The organism is Janthinobacterium sp. C22 (assembly GCF_057919405.1).
This window is the reverse complement of sequence record NZ_CP193659.1, coordinates 4,602,102-4,617,436: the sequence shown is the minus strand read 5'-3', so window position 1 is coordinate 4,617,436 and position 15,335 is coordinate 4,602,102. Positions and strand designations below refer to the sequence as shown.

Sequence of the window (15,335 nt, the reverse complement as noted above, 5' to 3'; positions counted from 1 at the left end):
GCATAAAACGCCGCCCCGTGCGGCGGGGAGCGTGACGCTGCGGCGTGCCGTATTCGCCACATAAATTGCATTTTTGAAAAGCCAAAATCAGACGGCCGCTCTTTTTTAGTGCATGTAAAATTTACATGGGGTAACATTGCCGCACGGAAATTAGAAGCATAAGCTAATTGCGAGAAAGTATTTGCAAAAACATAGCAGTGGCGGCCATTCCATCGTGCATGGCGCGTCACGTCCAAGGTTGCGCGCAGCGTGCCTTGGTCTGCGCCCCAGGCGAGTTAACGAAAGGATCATCATGAACACCAATTCCAGCGACACTGGCGCCACCGTTGCCAAGGCTGCCGAATACCTGGCCTTTACCCTCGGCCAGGAAGAGTATGGCATCGACATCCAGAAAGTCAGCGAAATCCGCAGCTATGAAACGCCGACCCGCATCGCCAACGCGCCCGAGTTCGTCAAGGGCGTGGTCAACCTGCGCGGCATCATCGTGCCGATCGTCGACATGCGCATCAAGTTCAACCTGGGCACGCCCAGCTACGACCAGTTTACCGTCGTCATCATCCTCAATATCGGCAACCGCGTCGTCGGCATGGTCGTCGACCGCGTCTCCGATGTCACCACCCTGATGCCGGAACAGATCAAGCCGGCGCCTGACATGGGCCGTTCGATCAATACGGAATATGTGATCGGCCTGGGCACCATCGACGAACGCATGCTGATCCTGGTCGATATCGACCAGCTGATGTCCAGCGCCGACATGGGCCTGATCGAGAAGCTTGCTGCCTAAGTTCTTGCTGAAGGTCATTTAGATCAAGTTTGTCGGAAACAATTGACCCCAAGCATTGTTTGCTTTTTCTGCAAGGTGCACGCTAGCACCTTTCCTGGCGCACGGTTCAGCCGAACCGTGCGCCAGTTTCACTTTCGTTTCACTTTTTACGCCAATTCGCGACAGCGGCCAGCCAGCGCCCGCCCATGAGCGAGATCGTCAGCTTGTCTCAGGTTGACGGCAGGGCTTTTTAGGATAGTCACATGAATGTATTACGCAACGTCAGCATCGGTGTCCGCCTCGGACTCGGTTTTGCCGTGATTTTGCTGTTTTCCATGCTCATTACGGGCATCAGCGTCTGGCGCCTGCACGACGTGGCCAGCGCCACGCGCGTCATGATGGAGCAGCCGCTGGCGAAGGAACGCTATATTTCCGACTGGTATGGCCGCATCGACAGCGCCGTACGCCGCACCATCGCCATTGCCCGCAGCAGCGACACTTCGCTCAGTGGCTATTTCGCCGAAGAATCGAAAGTCTCGTCGGCCAGCTCGGCCGAACTGCAAAAGAAGATCGAGGCGCTGATCGACAAGCCGGAAGAAAAAGCCATGTTCGCGGGCTTGCTGGAACAGCGCAAGGTATATATCGGTTCGCGCGACCAGGTCTACAAGCTCAAGGGTGAAGCGCAGGTCGATGCCGCCAATGACGTGTTTGAAAAGACCTTCGTGCCGGCCGCCGCCAAGTACCAGAAGATGGTGCAGGAATTGCTGGAACACCAGCGCGCCAGCATCGACACGACGGCGCGCGAGATCGACGCCGTGGCCAATACCAGCCGCAACCTGATGCTGGTGCTGGCCGTGCTGGCGCTGGCTTTTGGCGTCGTCTGCGCCTGGGTCTTGACGATGGGCATCGTGCGCCCCCTGCGCACGGCCGTGGACATCGCCCGCAAGGTGGCCGATGGCGACTTGACGGCGCAGATCGATGCCAGCGCCAAGGATGAAACGGGGCAACTGCTGTTGGCCCTGAAGGACATGAACACGAGCCTGCTCAACATCGTCGGCGAAGTGCGCAGCGGTACGGACAGCATCGCGACCTCGTCGACGCAGATTGCCGCCGGCAACCAGGACCTGTCTTCCCGCACGGAAGAGCAGGCCGGTTCCCTGGAGGAAACAGCCTCGTCGATGGAAGAGCTGACCAGCACCGTGAAGCAGAATGCGGACAATGCGCGCCAGGCGAACCAGCTGGCGGCCTCGGCCGCGCAAGTGGCCGTCAAGGGCGGCGAAGTCGTGGCGCAGGTGGTGGGCACGATGGAATCGATCAACGCGTCGTCGAACAAGATCGTCGACATCATCAGCGTGATCGACGGCATCGCCTTCCAGACGAACATCCTGGCCCTGAATGCGGCCGTGGAAGCGGCCCGTGCCGGTGAGCAGGGCCGCGGCTTTGCCGTCGTGGCGTCCGAAGTGCGCAACCTGGCCCAGCGCTCGGCCAGCGCCGCGAAAGAGATCAAGACGCTGATCGGTGCTTCCGTGGAGCAAGTCAACGCGGGCAGCATGCTGGTGGCGCAAGCCGGCTCGACCATGAACGACATCGTCGACAGCGTGCAGCGCGTGAGCGACATCATCACGGAAATCACGGCAGCGAGCAGCGAGCAAAGCGTGGGCATCGACGAGATCAACCGCGCCATCGGCCAGATGGATGCCGTGACGCAGCAGAATGCGGCGCTGGTGGAAGAGTCGGCGGCGGCGGCCGAATCGATGCAGCACCAGGCGCATAACCTGGCGCAAGTCGTCAGCGTCTTTAAACTGCATGGCCACAGCGGTGCGAACGGTGTAACACACGCGCTGAAACGCCCGGCCGTACCGCAAACCGCCTTGCGCATCGGCACACGCTGATGCCGTCGTGGCCGCCCCGTGCGGCCGCTTTCTGCTGTCCCCCTTTTATATAGTCTGGTTCCGCTTTTTTAGGATATTCACATGAATTTGTTAAGAAACGTCAGTATTGGTGTGCGCCTCGGCCTGGGTTTTGCCGTGATTTTGCTGTTTTCCATGCTCATCACGGGCATCAGCGTGTGGCGCTTGCACGACGTGGCCACGGCCACGCGCACCATGATGGAGCTGCCGCTGGCGAAGGAACGCTATATTTCCGACTGGTATTCCAAGATCGACAGCGGCGTGCGCCGCACCACGGCCATCGCGCGCAGCAGCGACACGACCTTGGGCGCGTATTTTGCGGAAGAGGCGAAACAGTCGTCCGTCGTCTCGGGCGAACTGCAAAAGAAAATCGAAGCCTTGATTTCCAGCCCGGAAGAAAAGGAACTGTTCCGCCTGGTGAGCGAACAGCGCAAGGTTTACCTCGATTCACGCGCGCAAGTGTCGAAGCTGAAGGCGGATGGACATGAAGCGGAAGCGGAACAGGCGTTCCAGGGCATTTTCGTGCCCGGTTCGACGAAATACCTGAAAGTGGTCAACGACATGCTGCAGCACCAGCGCGCCAGCATCGATACGACGGCGCGCGAGATCGACACCGTCGCCAATACCAGCCGCAACTTGCTGCTGACCCTGGCTGTGCTGGCGCTGGGCTTTGGCGTCGTCTGCGCCTGGCTGTTGACGATGGGCATCGTACGTCCCCTGCGCACGGCCGTGGACATCGCCCGCAAGGTGGCCGATGGCGATTTGACGGCGCAGATCGACGCCAGCGCCAAGGATGAAACGGGGCAACTGCTGTTGGCCCTGAAGGACATGAACACGAGCCTGCTCAACATCGTCGGCGAAGTGCGCAGCGGCACGGACAGCATCGCGACCTCGTCGACGCAGATTGCCGCCGGCAACCAGGACCTGTCTTCCCGCACGGAAGAGCAGGCCGGTTCCCTGGAGGAAACAGCCTCGTCGATGGAAGAGCTGACCAGCACCGTGAAACAGAATGCGGACAATGCGCGCCAGGCGAACCAGCTGGCGGCCTCGGCCGCGCAAGTGGCCGTCAAGGGCGGCGAAGTCGTGGCGCAGGTGGTGGGCACGATGGAATCGATCAACGCGTCGTCGAACAAGATCGTCGACATCATCAGCGTCATCGACGGTATCGCCTTCCAGACGAACATCCTGGCCCTGAATGCGGCCGTGGAAGCGGCCCGTGCCGGCGAGCAGGGCCGCGGCTTTGCCGTCGTGGCGTCCGAAGTGCGCAACCTGGCCCAGCGCTCGGCCAGCGCCGCGAAAGAGATCAAGACGCTGATCGGTGCTTCCGTGGAGCAAGTCAACGCGGGCAGCATGCTGGTGGCGCAAGCCGGTTCGACCATGAACGACATCGTCGACAGCGTGCAGCGCGTGAGCGACATCATCACGGAAATCACGGCAGCGAGCAGCGAGCAAAGCGTGGGCATCGACGAGATCAACCGCGCCATCGGCCAGATGGATGCCGTGACGCAACAGAATGCGGCGCTGGTGGAGGAGTCGGCGGCGGCGGCCGAATCGATGCAGCACCAGGCGCATAACCTGGCGCAAGTCGTCAGCGTGTTCAAGCTCAATGCCCAGCAGGCGAGTGTCAGCGGTTTGAAGGGCAAGCAACGTGCGGTGGCGAAAGAGCCGCAAGAAGCCTTGCGGATCGGCCGCGCCGCTTAATCTTTCTCCACCCAGCCGGCGATGGCCAGCTGCGACAGCCGGTCCGCCTCGCCATTGCGGTGGCGCGGCAGCCAGCGCAAGCTTACATCCGTGAATTGTTCCAGCAGGGCCACGACGGTGGCCCTCTGCGTTTCCAGCCCCTTGGCGCCCACGTGCGTCGTTCCCAGCACGTCATTGATCACCACCTGGCTGTCGCCGTACAGCAGCAGTTGCACGGGCGGCGGGCGCACGCCGAGTGCCGCCTGCAGCACGGCCGTCAGGGCCGCATATTCCGCATCGCTGCTGCTGCCATAACCGGCCGCCTCGCTCACTTCGATGCGCTCGCCGTTCGGTCCCTGCAGCAGGGCGCCTATGCCCAGCTTGCCCGGGTTCGGGTGGGCGGAACCGTCGAACCAGCCGCGCCAGGCCAGCGGGCCGCCATGGTCCTGGCGGCTGAGCGCCAGCTGGGCGCGGCGCGCCTGCATCTTCGCTTCCTTGCGTTTTTTGCGTTCATTGCGCGCCGCTGCTTCCGTCGTCATGGCTTGATCAGCAAGGTGTCGATCAGGCTGCCTATCCAGCACGCCACCAGCACACAGACGGCCACCGTCATGGCGGGGCCGTCATTGGCGGAGAGTGCCTCCACTTTTTCCATGATCAGCTGCACGTCGAGGGGCAGGGCGCCGCTGTCGATCTCTGCCATAACCTGGTCCAATCGTGCCATGATCTGGCGCAATACGATCGCCAGCGCGACCAGGGCCGGCACGAGGAAGAGGCAGCCACGGGCCTTGCGTTGCAAGACAAAATGCCCGCTGCCGGGGAAGACGAGGGCCGACAGCAGCAGGGCGAGATGACGTTTGGAAAGGGAGGAGCCGCTCATGCGTGCCTTTTGTAGGGGAAAGAGCGGCTCATCATACTATTGCCAGCCGAATTTGCGCAGATACACGCGTTTCATGAACGTCGTCAGCACGGTGTAGCAGACGAGGATGCCCAGCAGCCATGGGAAATAGCTCAGTGGCAAGGCTTGCAGCTTGAAGTAGGTCGCCAGCGGCCCCATCGGCAGGAACACGCCCACGGCCATGATGGCGGTGGTCGCCACCAGCAGGGGCACGGACGCGATGCTGTCGATGAAGGGCAGCTTGGGCGTGCGGATCAGGTGCACGATCAGCGTCTGCGTCAGCAAGCCGACGACGAACCAGCCGGACTGGAACAGGGTCTGCTGTTCCGGGGTATTCGCGCCAAACACATGCCACATCAGGATAAACGTGCTGATGTCGAAGATCGAGCTGATGGGCCCGAAGAATACCATGAAGCGGCCGATGTCGCGCGGGTTCCAGCTCAGCGGTTGCTGGATCAGTTCGGCGTCGACATTGTCGAACGGGATGGCGATCTGCGACACGTCATACAGCAGGTTTTGCACCAGCAAGTGCAGCGGCAGCATGGGCAGGAACGGTAGAAAGGCGCTGGCCACCAGTACGGAAAACACATTGCCGAAGTTCGAGCTGGCCGTCATGCGGATGTATTTGAGCATGTTGCTGAAGGTGCGCCGGCCTTCCAGCACGCCTTCCTCCAGCACCATCAGGCTTTTTCCAGCAGGATGATGTCGGCCGCTTCCTTGGCGATATCGACGGCCGAATCGACGGAAATGCCGATGTCGGCCGCGCGCAGGGCGGGCGCGTCGTTGATGCCGTCGCCCATGAAGCCGACGATATGGCCATTGCCGCGCAGGGCGCGCACGAGGCGCTCCTTGTGCAGCGGGCTGAGCTTGGCAAACACCGTGTTGTCCTCGGCCGCCCTGGCCAGGGTGGCGTCATCCATGTCGTCCAGTTGCGGGCCTTGCAGCACGCCATGCACGGCCAGGCCCACTTCGCGGCAGATCTTCGCCGTCACCAGGTGGTTGTCCCCCGTCAATACTTTCACGGTGACGCCATGTTCCGCCAGCGCGCGCAGGGCGGGCGCCGTCGATTCCTTCGGCGGATCGAGGAAGGCGACATAACCGATCAGGGTCAGCGCCGTTTCATCGGCCACACCGTACACGGTTTTATGCGGCGGCACTTCCTTGACGGCCACGGCCACCACTCTCAAGCCTTCTGCATTGAGGCCATGCGTGGTTTCCAATACCTTGTCCAGCAGGGCGGCGTCGAGCGGAATGTTGACGCCGCCGAGGCGCAGGTGGCTGCAGGCGGCGAGGATTTCCTCGACGGCGCCCTTGCAGATCAGTTCATGGTGGTCATTCTTTTCAGACACGACGACGGACATGCGGCGGCGCACGAAATCAAACGGGATTTCATCGACCTTGACGTAATCGCGGGCCAGCTGCATTTCCGTCTGCAACTCCACATGGTCGAGCACAGCGCGGTCGAGCAGGTTTTTCAGGCCCGTCTGGTAGTGGCTGTTCAGGTAGGCAAATTGCAGTACTTCATCGGACGGCTGGCCGAACACGTCCGTATGGCGCTCGAGCACGATCTTGTCCTGCGTCAAGGTGCCCGTCTTGTCCGTGCACAGCACGTCCATGGCGCCGAAGTTCTGGATCGCATCCAGGCGCTTCACGACGACCTTCTTTTTCGATAGTTTCACGGCGCCCTTGGCCAGGGTGCTGGTGACGATCATGGGCAGCATTTCCGGCGTCAGGCCCACGGCCACGGACAGGGCAAACAGAAACGCTTCCATCCAGTCGCCCTTGGTCCAGCCATTGATCAGGAACACGAGCGGCGCCATCACGAGGGCGAAGCGGATCAGGAGCCAGCTGACGCTGTTCACGCCTGCCTCGAACGCCGTGGGCGTGCGCTCGGTGGCCGTCACGCGCGTGGCGATGGTGCCGAAATAGGTGCGGTTGCCGGTGGCCAAGACCAGCGCCGTGGCCGCGCCCGAGATCACATTCGTGCCCATGAACAGCAGATTGGCCAGTTCCATCGGGTCTTTGCCATGGGCATCGGCCAGTTCGGCCATCTTTTCCACCGGCAAGGATTCGCCCGTCATGGCGGCCTGGCTGACGAACAGGTCTTTGGCGGACAGCAGCCGGCAATCGGCAGGGATCATGTCGCCGGCCGACAGCACGATGATGTCGCCCTGCACCAGTTGGCGGATCGGCAGTTCGACCTGCTGGCCATTGCGCAGCACGGTGGCGGTATTGCTGACCATGGCTTTCAGGCGTTCGGCAGCCCGGTTCGAGCGGCCTTCCTGCACGAAACGCAGCAGGGTCGACAAAATCACCATGGTGCCGATGACGATGGTCGCTTTCGGGTCTTCCGTCAGGTAGGACACGATGGCCAGCACGGTGAGCAGCAGGTTGAACGGATTCTTGTAGCACAGCCACAGGTGCTGGTACCAGGCCAGCGGTTTCTCATGCTCGACCTCGTTCGGCCCCGTTTGCGCGCCGATGACTTGTGCCTCGGCATCGCGCAAGCCTTCCAGGCGCGTGTGCAGGCGGTTCAGGGCGCTGTCCAGGTCTTCATGCGCGGCGGCCAGCAGCTGGCGCGCCAGGTGGTCGGGTACGGGCCGGGCCGTGCTGTTTTCCAGCGGCATGGCGCGGCGGCGGAAGTTGCCAGCCGTGTGGCGCTTGCGCAGGAACGATTCGAATAAGCGGGTGAAGAGATTCATTGCTCTTCCTTTCACGACGAGGTGTTGACGGGCGGCGCAGCCGCAGGCAAGACTTGCGTGCCGCCAGGACACAATCGTGCTGGCGGGCAATCCGGGTCAGTAGCCGGTCGCGATCGGAAAGAGGGAGGGAGAGGCGCGCAGCCGGACTGGCCGCGCGAGACACCGCACCTTGCTCAGCAAGGCACGGAGGAAACGGGATTCCGCGTTGCTTGCTGTTTAGCTGCCGAGGCAATCGCCGATACAAGATCGGCTACTGTCACTAGAACAAGTACCCACGTGGGACTCCGTAAATGAATAATGGGGGCATCTTATGCACGTGCTGCAAGAGTGTCAACTGAAGAAATCTTAGGTTTCCAAAGTGTAATGTGGTTGTTGTATCGGCCGCTGTCATGCCATCGCCAGCGAATCGGACAATATCTGCCACAGGGCCGCATGGCGCTGCTGCAGCGCGGCGCCGCCAGCGTAGATCAGCTCCACGTGCAGGCTGTCGACGATGCCCAGATAGGCTTGCGCATACAGGTCGATGCGTTGCGGCGGCAGGACGGGCGCCAATCGCCCCAGGCTGGCCACGTAGTGCCGCTGCAATTGCGCCAGCAAGGCTTCATAGCCCGTGCCGACTTCCACGCGCAGGGGGCGGGCGGCAGATACGCCGTGCGCAGCAAAAAGCGCAGATGGGCCGAATCGGCATAGCGCTGTGCCATGCGGTCGCAGTACCGGGAACCGGCCAGCTGGCCGCCCGGTGCCGCCAGCGTAGCCTCGTCGGTGAAGCAGGCGTCCATGAAGGCTTGCTCTTCGGCCAGCGCGTCGGCAAACACGTCCAGAAACAGGGCGTCCTTGCCGGCGAAGTGGGAGTACAGCGAGGCCTTGCGCATGCCCGCCTGCGCGGCGATGTCGTTGAGGGAGGAGGCGTCGTAGCCGTGTTCGGAAAAGTGCACGACGGCGACGGCGCAGATGTTATCGGCCGAGGCCGAGCGTTTCTTCATATGAGGGTAGTAGTTGGGTGAAGCGTCAGTGCGCTCCCAGGCTGGTGGCGTGTGCCGGATGGCTGCGCGCAGTGGCCAGGGTCAGCCATGATACCAGCAGGCCGGCCACGGTCAAGAACAGCAGCCAGGGCAGCGGCCCCCGTTCGGACAGGCCGGCCGCCAGCGGCGTGGCCAGCGACGATAAGCTCATCTGGATGGCGCCCAGCAGGGCGGCCGTGGAACCGAGCGCGCGCTGCTGCGAGCCCATGGCCATGGCCATCAGCGCCGCTTCCGCCATGCCCAGGCCAAACAGGGCCACGAACATGCCGGGGACGACGGCCATGATTCCCCCTCCGGCCCAGGCACCGAGCAGGGCCAGTGCCGCACCGCCCAGCATGGCCAGGCTGCCCGCCACGCTCAAGCGCGCCACGCCATGGCGGCTTACCAGGCGCCCACTGGCCATGGCACCGAGCAGTACGGCCACGCCCGTCGCGCCGAACACGAGGCCGAAGCTGCCGGCGGACAGGCCGAAATCGCGCTGGTACACGAGCGAGGCGCCGCCGATATACGCAAACAGGAAAAAGAAGGCGGCCGACAGGGCCAGCGCGGGCAGCAGGAAGGCGCGGTCGAGCGCGATGCGCGCATACGTGCGGTGCATGCCTTGCGGCGCAATGCGGCGTGCTGGCGGCAAGGTTTCCGGCAGGAACAAGGCGCTATTGAGCAGGGTCAAGGCGCCCAGCGCGGCCAGGGCCAGCATCACGGCACGCCAACCGTAGTGCGCGTCGAGCAAGCCGCCCACGGCGGGCGCCAGCACGGGCGCCAGGCCCACGATGGTCATCAGGAGGGCGAACAGCTGCGCCGCTTTGACCCCATCGGCCACGTCGCGCACCATGCTCATCACCACGACCAGGGTCAGCGCCGCACCCAGGCCTTGCACCGTGCGCGCCAGCAGCAGGGTGGTCAATTGATCCGCCTGCGACGCCCATACGGCGGCAGCGATATAGACGGCGATGCCGGCCAGCAATGGACGGCGCCGGCCCAGCATGTCCGTCAGCGGCCCGCACAGCAGCTGCCCGCCGCCCAGGGCCAGCAGGAAAACAGTCAAACTCAGCTGCACGTTCGCATACGAGGTGTGCAGCTCGCGCGCCATGGCCGGCATCGAGGCCAGGTACATGTCGATGCCGGCCGGACCGAGCACGGCCACCAGGGCCAGGGAAGCCGCCAGCCCGAGACTGGCGGCGGGGAGAGTGGTTTGCTGCTGCATTGCGATTCCTTCATCTATCAAAAAAACGGGGCATGGACACTGCCGTCTTTTTTATTGTACACTCACTGCCTACCGGTAGGTAGTTTGCTCGATCAATGAAAAGGATGAGAACGATGAGAGAAGAAACTATGAGGGGAGAGTCGGCATGACGGAAGTGGGAATTTCGCTCAGCGGCGTGGCGGTCGCGCTGCTGTTTGCGGCCTGGAGTTCGCACCGCAGCCGCTGCGAGCGGCGCGACGTCGTGTGCCTGACGATACTCGGCACTACCCTAGGGCTGCCGGGCGCCGTCTTGCTGGCGCTGTAGAGCGCGCACAAAAAAACGGCAGACCTTGCGGCCTGCCGTTCTGTTTTAATTTAATACTCCCGGCTTTTGCCGGGATTTCATTTCTTGATTGCTGAGTTTCGACGCCTGACAAAACCGTAGCGAGCGTCAGTGATTTGTGGCCGAGAAGCGCAACCGTACTCTAGTACGGTGAGCATCGCCGGCCGCAAAGCGCGACGCGCAGTAGGTTTGGTCTGGCGTCATTCCTCTTCGTAGGAACTGATCGGCGCGCAGCCGCAGAACAGGTTGCGGTCGCCGTACACGTTGTCGGCGCGGCCGACCGGCGGCCAGTATTTGCGCTGACGCAGGGAAGCGACGGGGTAGGCCGCGATTTCACGGCTGTACTTGCGTTCCCAGCTGTCCGACATCAATACCTGTGCCGTGTGCGGCGCGTTCTTCAACGGGTTGTCGTCGTGGTCGAATTCACCGCTGGCGACCTTGGCGATTTCCGCACGGATGGCGATCATGGCGTCGATGAAGCGGTCGATCTCCACTTTCGATTCGCTTTCCGTCGGCTCGATCATCAGGGTGCCCGGCACGGGGAAGCTCATGGTCGGCGCATGGAAGCCGAAGTCCATCAAACGCTTGGCCACGTCTTCGTTGCTGATGCCGGTGGCGTCCGTGATCGGGCGCAGGTCCAGGATGCACTCGTGCGCGACCAGGCCGTCGTGGCCCGAGTACAGCACGGGGTAGTGCGGCGCCAGGCGGCGCGCGATGTAGTTCGCCGCCAGGATCGCCGTCTCGGTGGCGGCCGTCAAGCCTTCCGCGCCCATCATTGCGATGTACATCCACGAAATCGGCAGGATGCTGGCCGAGCCGAATGGCGCGGCGCTGACGGCGCCGATGCCCGCCACGTCGCGCTGGTAGCCCGAGGAACGCTGGTTCGGCAGGAATTTCGCCAGGTGGGCGCCCACGCCGATCGGACCGACGCCTGGTCCGCCGCCGCCGTGCGGGATGCAGAAGGTCTTGTGCAGGTTCAGGTGCGACACGTCGCCGCCGAACGAGCCGGGAGCGGCCACGCCGACCAGTGCATTCATGTTGGCGCCGTCGATGTAGACCTGGCCGCCGTGCGAGTGGATGATCTCGCACAGTTCCTGGATGCCTTCTTCAAACACGCCGTGGGTGGACGGGTAGGTGACCATCACGCAGGCCAGGTTGGCGCTGTGCTTTTCCGCCTTGGCTTTCAGGTCGGCCAGGTCCACGTTGCCGTTGGCGTCGCAGCTGGTGACGACGACCTGCATGCCGACCATGTTGGCCGATGCGGGGTTGGTGCCGTGCGCCGACGACGGGATCAAACAGATGTTGCGGTGGCCTTCGCCGCGCGACTCGTGGTAGGCCTTGATCACCAGCAGGCCCGCGTATTCGCCCTGCGAGCCGGCGTTCGGCTGCAGCGAGACGGCCGCGTAGCCCGTCAGCGCGCACAGCATTTCTTCCAGCTGCGCGATCATTTCGCGGTAGCCCACCGTTTGCGCGTCCGGCGCGAACGGGTGGATGTTCGAGAACTCGGGCCAGGTGACGGGAATCATTTCGCTCGTCGCGTTCAGCTTCATGGTGCACGAACCGAGCGGGATCATGGTGCGGTCCAGCGCGAGGTCCTTGTCGGCCAGGCTGCGCAGGTAGCGCAGCATTTCGTGTTCCGAGTGGTAGCTGTTGAAGACGGGGTGCGTCAGGTAGGCGCTCTCGCGCGCCAGCTGCGCCGGCAGCGCGCTGGTGACAGTTGCTTCGACGGCGTCCAGGTCAGGCGCGGCAGGCGCGTTGGCCAGGCCGTGCGCGAACACCTTCCACAGCAGCGCGATGTCGTCGCGCGTGGTGGTTTCGTCGAGCGACACGCCGACATGGGTGTTGTCGATCTTGCGCAGGTTGACGCCGTGGTGCATGGCCGTCGCGTGCAGCTGCGCCGCATCGGCGACGTTGATCGTCAATGTGTCGAAATAGCTCGCGTTGACGACGCCATAGCCGAGGGTCTTCAGGTTCGCCGCCAGCACGCCCGTAAAGCGGTGCACGCGCTGGGCGATCTGCAGCAGGCCGGCAGGGCCGTGGTAGACGGCGTACATCGAGGCCATCACGGCCAGCAGCACTTGCGCCGTGCAGATATTCGACGTCGCTTTTTCGCGGCGGATGTGCTGTTCGCGCGTTTGCAGGGCCAGGCGGTAGGCCTTGTTGCCTTGCGCATCGACGGTCACGCCCACCAGGCGGCCCGACATATTGCGCTTGAATTCATCGCGCGTGGACAGATAGCCTGCGTGCGGGCCGCCGAAGCCGAGCGGCACGCCGAAGCGCTGGCTGTTGCCGACGACGACGTCGGCGCCCCATTCGCCCGGCGGCGTCAGCATGGTCAGGGCCAGCAGGTCGGCCGCGACGATGACCATGGCGCCATTCGCGTGCAGTTTTTCCACGCCGGCGCGGTAGTCGCGGACTAAGCCGTTGACGCCAGGGTATTGCAGCAGCACGCCGAAGCAGGCGTCCAGCGACTCGATTTCCGCCGGGTCGAAGGTACGCACTTCGATGCCGATCGGCTGGGCGCGCGTCTGCACCACTTCCAGCGTTTGCGGCAGCACGTCATTGGCGACGTACAGCACGTTTGACTTCGACTTGCCCACGCGCTGGATCAGGGTCATCGCCTCGGCGGCGGCCGTGCCTTCGTCCAGCATCGAGGCGTTCGAGATGCCCATGCCGGTCAAATCCGTGATCACTTGCTGGAAGTTCAAAATCGCTTCCAGGCGGCCTTGCGAAATCTCTGGCTGGTAAGGCGTGTACGCCGTGTACCAGGCCGGGTTTTCAAAGATGTTGCGCAACACGACGCCAGGGGTGAACGTGTTGTAGTAACCCTGGCCGATCAGGGATTTCAGCACCTGGTTCTTGCCGGCGATGGCTTTCAGGCGCGACAGGGCTTCCTGTTCCGGCATCGGCTGCGAGTACGCGCCCAGGGGCAGGGCGCCCTTGTTGCGGATGTTGGCCGGTACCAGGGCGTCGATCAGCGCGGCGCGCGATGGATAGCCGAGGGTCGCCAGCATGGCTTGCTGTTCGGTGGCAGAAGGGCCGATGTGGCGGGCGATGAAGGCATCGCGTGCTTCGAGTTGGGTCAGGCTGGTGCGGGTCATGATATAGAGGCCAAAAAAGACTGAAAAACCGGGATGCGGCGCGCGGGCGCGGCGGCGGGGTATCGCTACAAAATTAAATGCAAACGGGCCGCAAACGCGGCCCGTGAATCAAACGCGATTACGCGCCGGTGGTGGCGCCATAGGCGGCAGCGTCGAGCAAGCCGTCCAGGGCCGACACGTCGGCTGGCTTGATCTTGAACAGCCAGTTGGCGTAGGCGTCGGCATTGATCGACTCAGGCGAGTTGACCACGTCGTCGTTGACGGCCACGACTTCGCCGGCGATCGGCGCGTAGATGTCGCTCGCTGCCTTGACCGATTCCACCACGGCGGCGTCGTCGCCGGCGCCGTAGGTATTGCCCACGGTTGGCAGTTCGACGAAGACGATGTCGCCCAGGGCGTCCTGCGCGTACTCGGTGATGCCGACGGTGATCGTGCCGTCGGCTTCAAGGCGTACCCATTCGTGGGAAGCGGTGTACTTCAGGTCTGCAGGAATGTTCATGTGTGGCTCCAGATGGTAAGTGTTCGTTATTGATTATGGTTGTACGGTCTTGCGGGCGGCTCTCATCGCTTACGCAGCCAGGATTTTACCGTTACGCACGAAAGGCAGCTTGACGACGGAAGCGGCCAGCTGCTTGCCGCGGATTTCCACGTGCACGCTGTCGCCCACGTTCACGCCGTTCGGCACGCGCGCGAGAGCAATGGCTTCCTGCATGGTCGGGCTGAAGGTGCCGCTGGTGATTTCGCCCGTGGCGTCGCTGCCGGCGATGATGACTTTCTGGTGCGCGCGCAGCACGCCGCCTTTTTCGCGCAGGATCAGACCCACGAATTGCGCGTTCTGGCCCTTGGCCAGCAGGGCGGCCTTGCCGATGAAATCGCGTTCGCTGACCAGGTCGATGGTCCATGCCAGGCCCGCGTCGAGCGGATTGACGGTTTCATCCATGTCCTGGCCGTACAGATTCATGCCTGCTTCCAGGCGCAGGGTGTCGCGCGCACCGAGGCCGGCCGGCTTGACGCCTGCGGCAGCCAGGGCGTTCCACAGCGCTTCCACCTGGGTGGCGGCCACGCCGATTTCAAAGCCGTCTTCGCCCGTGTAGCCGGTGCGCGCCAGCATGATTTCGCCGAAGGCCGTATCCTTGACGATGACGACGTTGAACGGCTTGATGGCTTCGGACGCGGCTTGCGTTTCCGGCAGCACTTGCCACACCTTGGCGCGCGCGTTCGGGCCTTGCACGGCCACCAGGGCCATCGGATTGTTGGCATTGCGGCGCTCGGTAATCGTCAGGCCGCTGTTGGTATTGGTGTTTTGCTGCTGCATCCACGCCACGTCTTTTTCAGCCGTGCCCGCGTTGACGACGAGGCGGAACCAGTTTTCGTTGAAGAAGTAGACGATCAGGTCATCGATGACGGTGCCTTCGGCATTGAGCATGCACGAGTACAGCGCCTTGCCCGACACTTGCAGCTTGTCGACGTTATTGGCCAGCAAGCCGCGCAGGAAGACGCGCACGTTCGGGCCTTCGATATCGACCACGCACATATGGGACACGTCGAACATGCCGGCGTCGCCGCGCACGGCGTTGTGCTCTTCGATTTGCGAGCCGTAGTTGACAGGCATGTCCCAGCCGCCGAAATCGACCATGCGGGCGCCGAGGGCACGGTGGGCGTTGTTGAGTGGGGTCGCTTTGAGCGTCATGGATTCCTCGGGACGAAGGTAAAGGGGAAGTTAACAAAACATAGAA

11 protein-coding genes and 1 pseudogene are annotated in these 15,335 nt (G+C 63.0%); 4 read left to right on the top strand and 8 right to left on the bottom strand.

What is annotated here, in order from left to right; genetic code table 11:
• The first annotated feature begins 292 nt into the window (after nucleotides 1–292).
• The 3 genes from ACRHIG_RS21575 (at nucleotide 293) to ACRHIG_RS21565 (ending at nucleotide 4,374) form a co-directional block, all read left to right on the top strand.
• Nucleotides 293–784: a chemotaxis protein CheW gene (locus tag ACRHIG_RS21575; protein WP_034752308.1), complete on the top strand. Its 492-nt coding sequence runs from the start codon at nucleotides 293–295 to the stop codon at nucleotides 782–784.
• A 242-nt stretch (nucleotides 785–1,026) separates the two neighbouring features.
• Nucleotides 1,027–2,655 (top strand): methyl-accepting chemotaxis protein, encoded by a 1,629-nt coding sequence (locus ACRHIG_RS21570; protein ID WP_475414262.1) that lies wholly within the window; start codon nucleotides 1,027–1,029, stop codon nucleotides 2,653–2,655.
• A gap of 81 nt (nucleotides 2,656–2,736) precedes the next feature.
• Nucleotides 2,737–4,374: a methyl-accepting chemotaxis protein gene (locus ACRHIG_RS21565; protein ID WP_489627848.1), complete on the top strand. Its 1,638-nt coding sequence runs from the start codon at nucleotides 2,737–2,739 to the stop codon at nucleotides 4,372–4,374.
• On the opposite strand, the gene ACRHIG_RS21560 is transcribed toward ACRHIG_RS21565, so the two are convergent.
• From ACRHIG_RS21560 to ACRHIG_RS21540, 5 genes and pseudogenes are all read right to left on the bottom strand, one after another.
• A complete protein-coding gene (locus tag ACRHIG_RS21560; protein WP_489627847.1) occupies nucleotides 4,371–4,892 on the bottom strand; it encodes a ribonuclease HI family protein in 522 nt (173 codons plus the stop codon). The two genes, ACRHIG_RS21565 and ACRHIG_RS21560, sit on opposite strands and share 4 nt — an antisense overlap.
• Nucleotides 4,889–5,230 (bottom strand): hypothetical protein, encoded by a 342-nt coding sequence (locus ACRHIG_RS21555; protein ID WP_489627846.1) that lies wholly within the window; start codon nucleotides 5,228–5,230, stop codon nucleotides 4,889–4,891. The genes ACRHIG_RS21560 and ACRHIG_RS21555 overlap by 4 nt, the downstream gene beginning before the upstream one ends.
• A gap of 36 nt (nucleotides 5,231–5,266) precedes the next feature.
• A pseudogene (gene mgtA / locus ACRHIG_RS21550) lies at nucleotides 5,267–7,950 on the bottom strand (magnesium-translocating P-type ATPase).
• A gap of 467 nt (nucleotides 7,951–8,417) precedes the next feature.
• Nucleotides 8,418–8,933 carry a TetR/AcrR family transcriptional regulator gene (locus tag ACRHIG_RS21545; RefSeq protein ID WP_489627845.1) on the bottom strand — a complete coding sequence of 172 codons (516 nt, stop codon included), beginning with the start codon at nucleotides 8,931–8,933 and terminating at the stop codon, nucleotides 8,418–8,420.
• 25 nt (nucleotides 8,934–8,958) lie between these two features.
• On the bottom strand, nucleotides 8,959–10,176 hold the full coding sequence (locus ACRHIG_RS21540; protein WP_489627844.1) for a Bcr/CflA family efflux MFS transporter: 1,218 nt from the start codon (nucleotides 10,174–10,176) through the stop codon (nucleotides 8,959–8,961).
• A 145-nt stretch (nucleotides 10,177–10,321) separates the two neighbouring features.
• On the opposite strand from ACRHIG_RS21540, the gene ACRHIG_RS21535 reads away from it, so the two are divergent.
• A complete protein-coding gene (locus ACRHIG_RS21535) occupies nucleotides 10,322–10,480 on the top strand; it encodes a hypothetical protein (protein WP_489627843.1) in 159 nt (52 codons plus the stop codon).
• A gap of 218 nt (nucleotides 10,481–10,698) precedes the next feature.
• On the opposite strand, the gene gcvP is transcribed toward ACRHIG_RS21535, so the two are convergent.
• The 3 genes from gcvP to gcvT form a co-directional block, all read right to left on the bottom strand.
• Nucleotides 10,699–13,599, bottom strand: coding sequence for an aminomethyl-transferring glycine dehydrogenase (gene gcvP, locus ACRHIG_RS21530; protein ID WP_489627842.1), 2,901 nt, complete (start codon nucleotides 13,597–13,599; stop codon nucleotides 10,699–10,701).
• A gap of 118 nt (nucleotides 13,600–13,717) precedes the next feature.
• Complete coding sequence (gcvH, locus tag ACRHIG_RS21525; protein WP_131378684.1) at nucleotides 13,718–14,098, bottom strand: glycine cleavage system protein GcvH; 381 nt, start codon at nucleotides 14,096–14,098, stop codon at nucleotides 13,718–13,720.
• Nucleotides 14,099–14,167: 69 nt separating this feature from the next.
• Nucleotides 14,168–15,289: a glycine cleavage system aminomethyltransferase GcvT gene (gene gcvT, locus ACRHIG_RS21520; RefSeq protein WP_489627841.1), complete on the bottom strand. Its 1,122-nt coding sequence runs from the start codon at nucleotides 15,287–15,289 to the stop codon at nucleotides 14,168–14,170.
• Nucleotides 15,290–15,335: the final 46 nt, after the last annotated feature.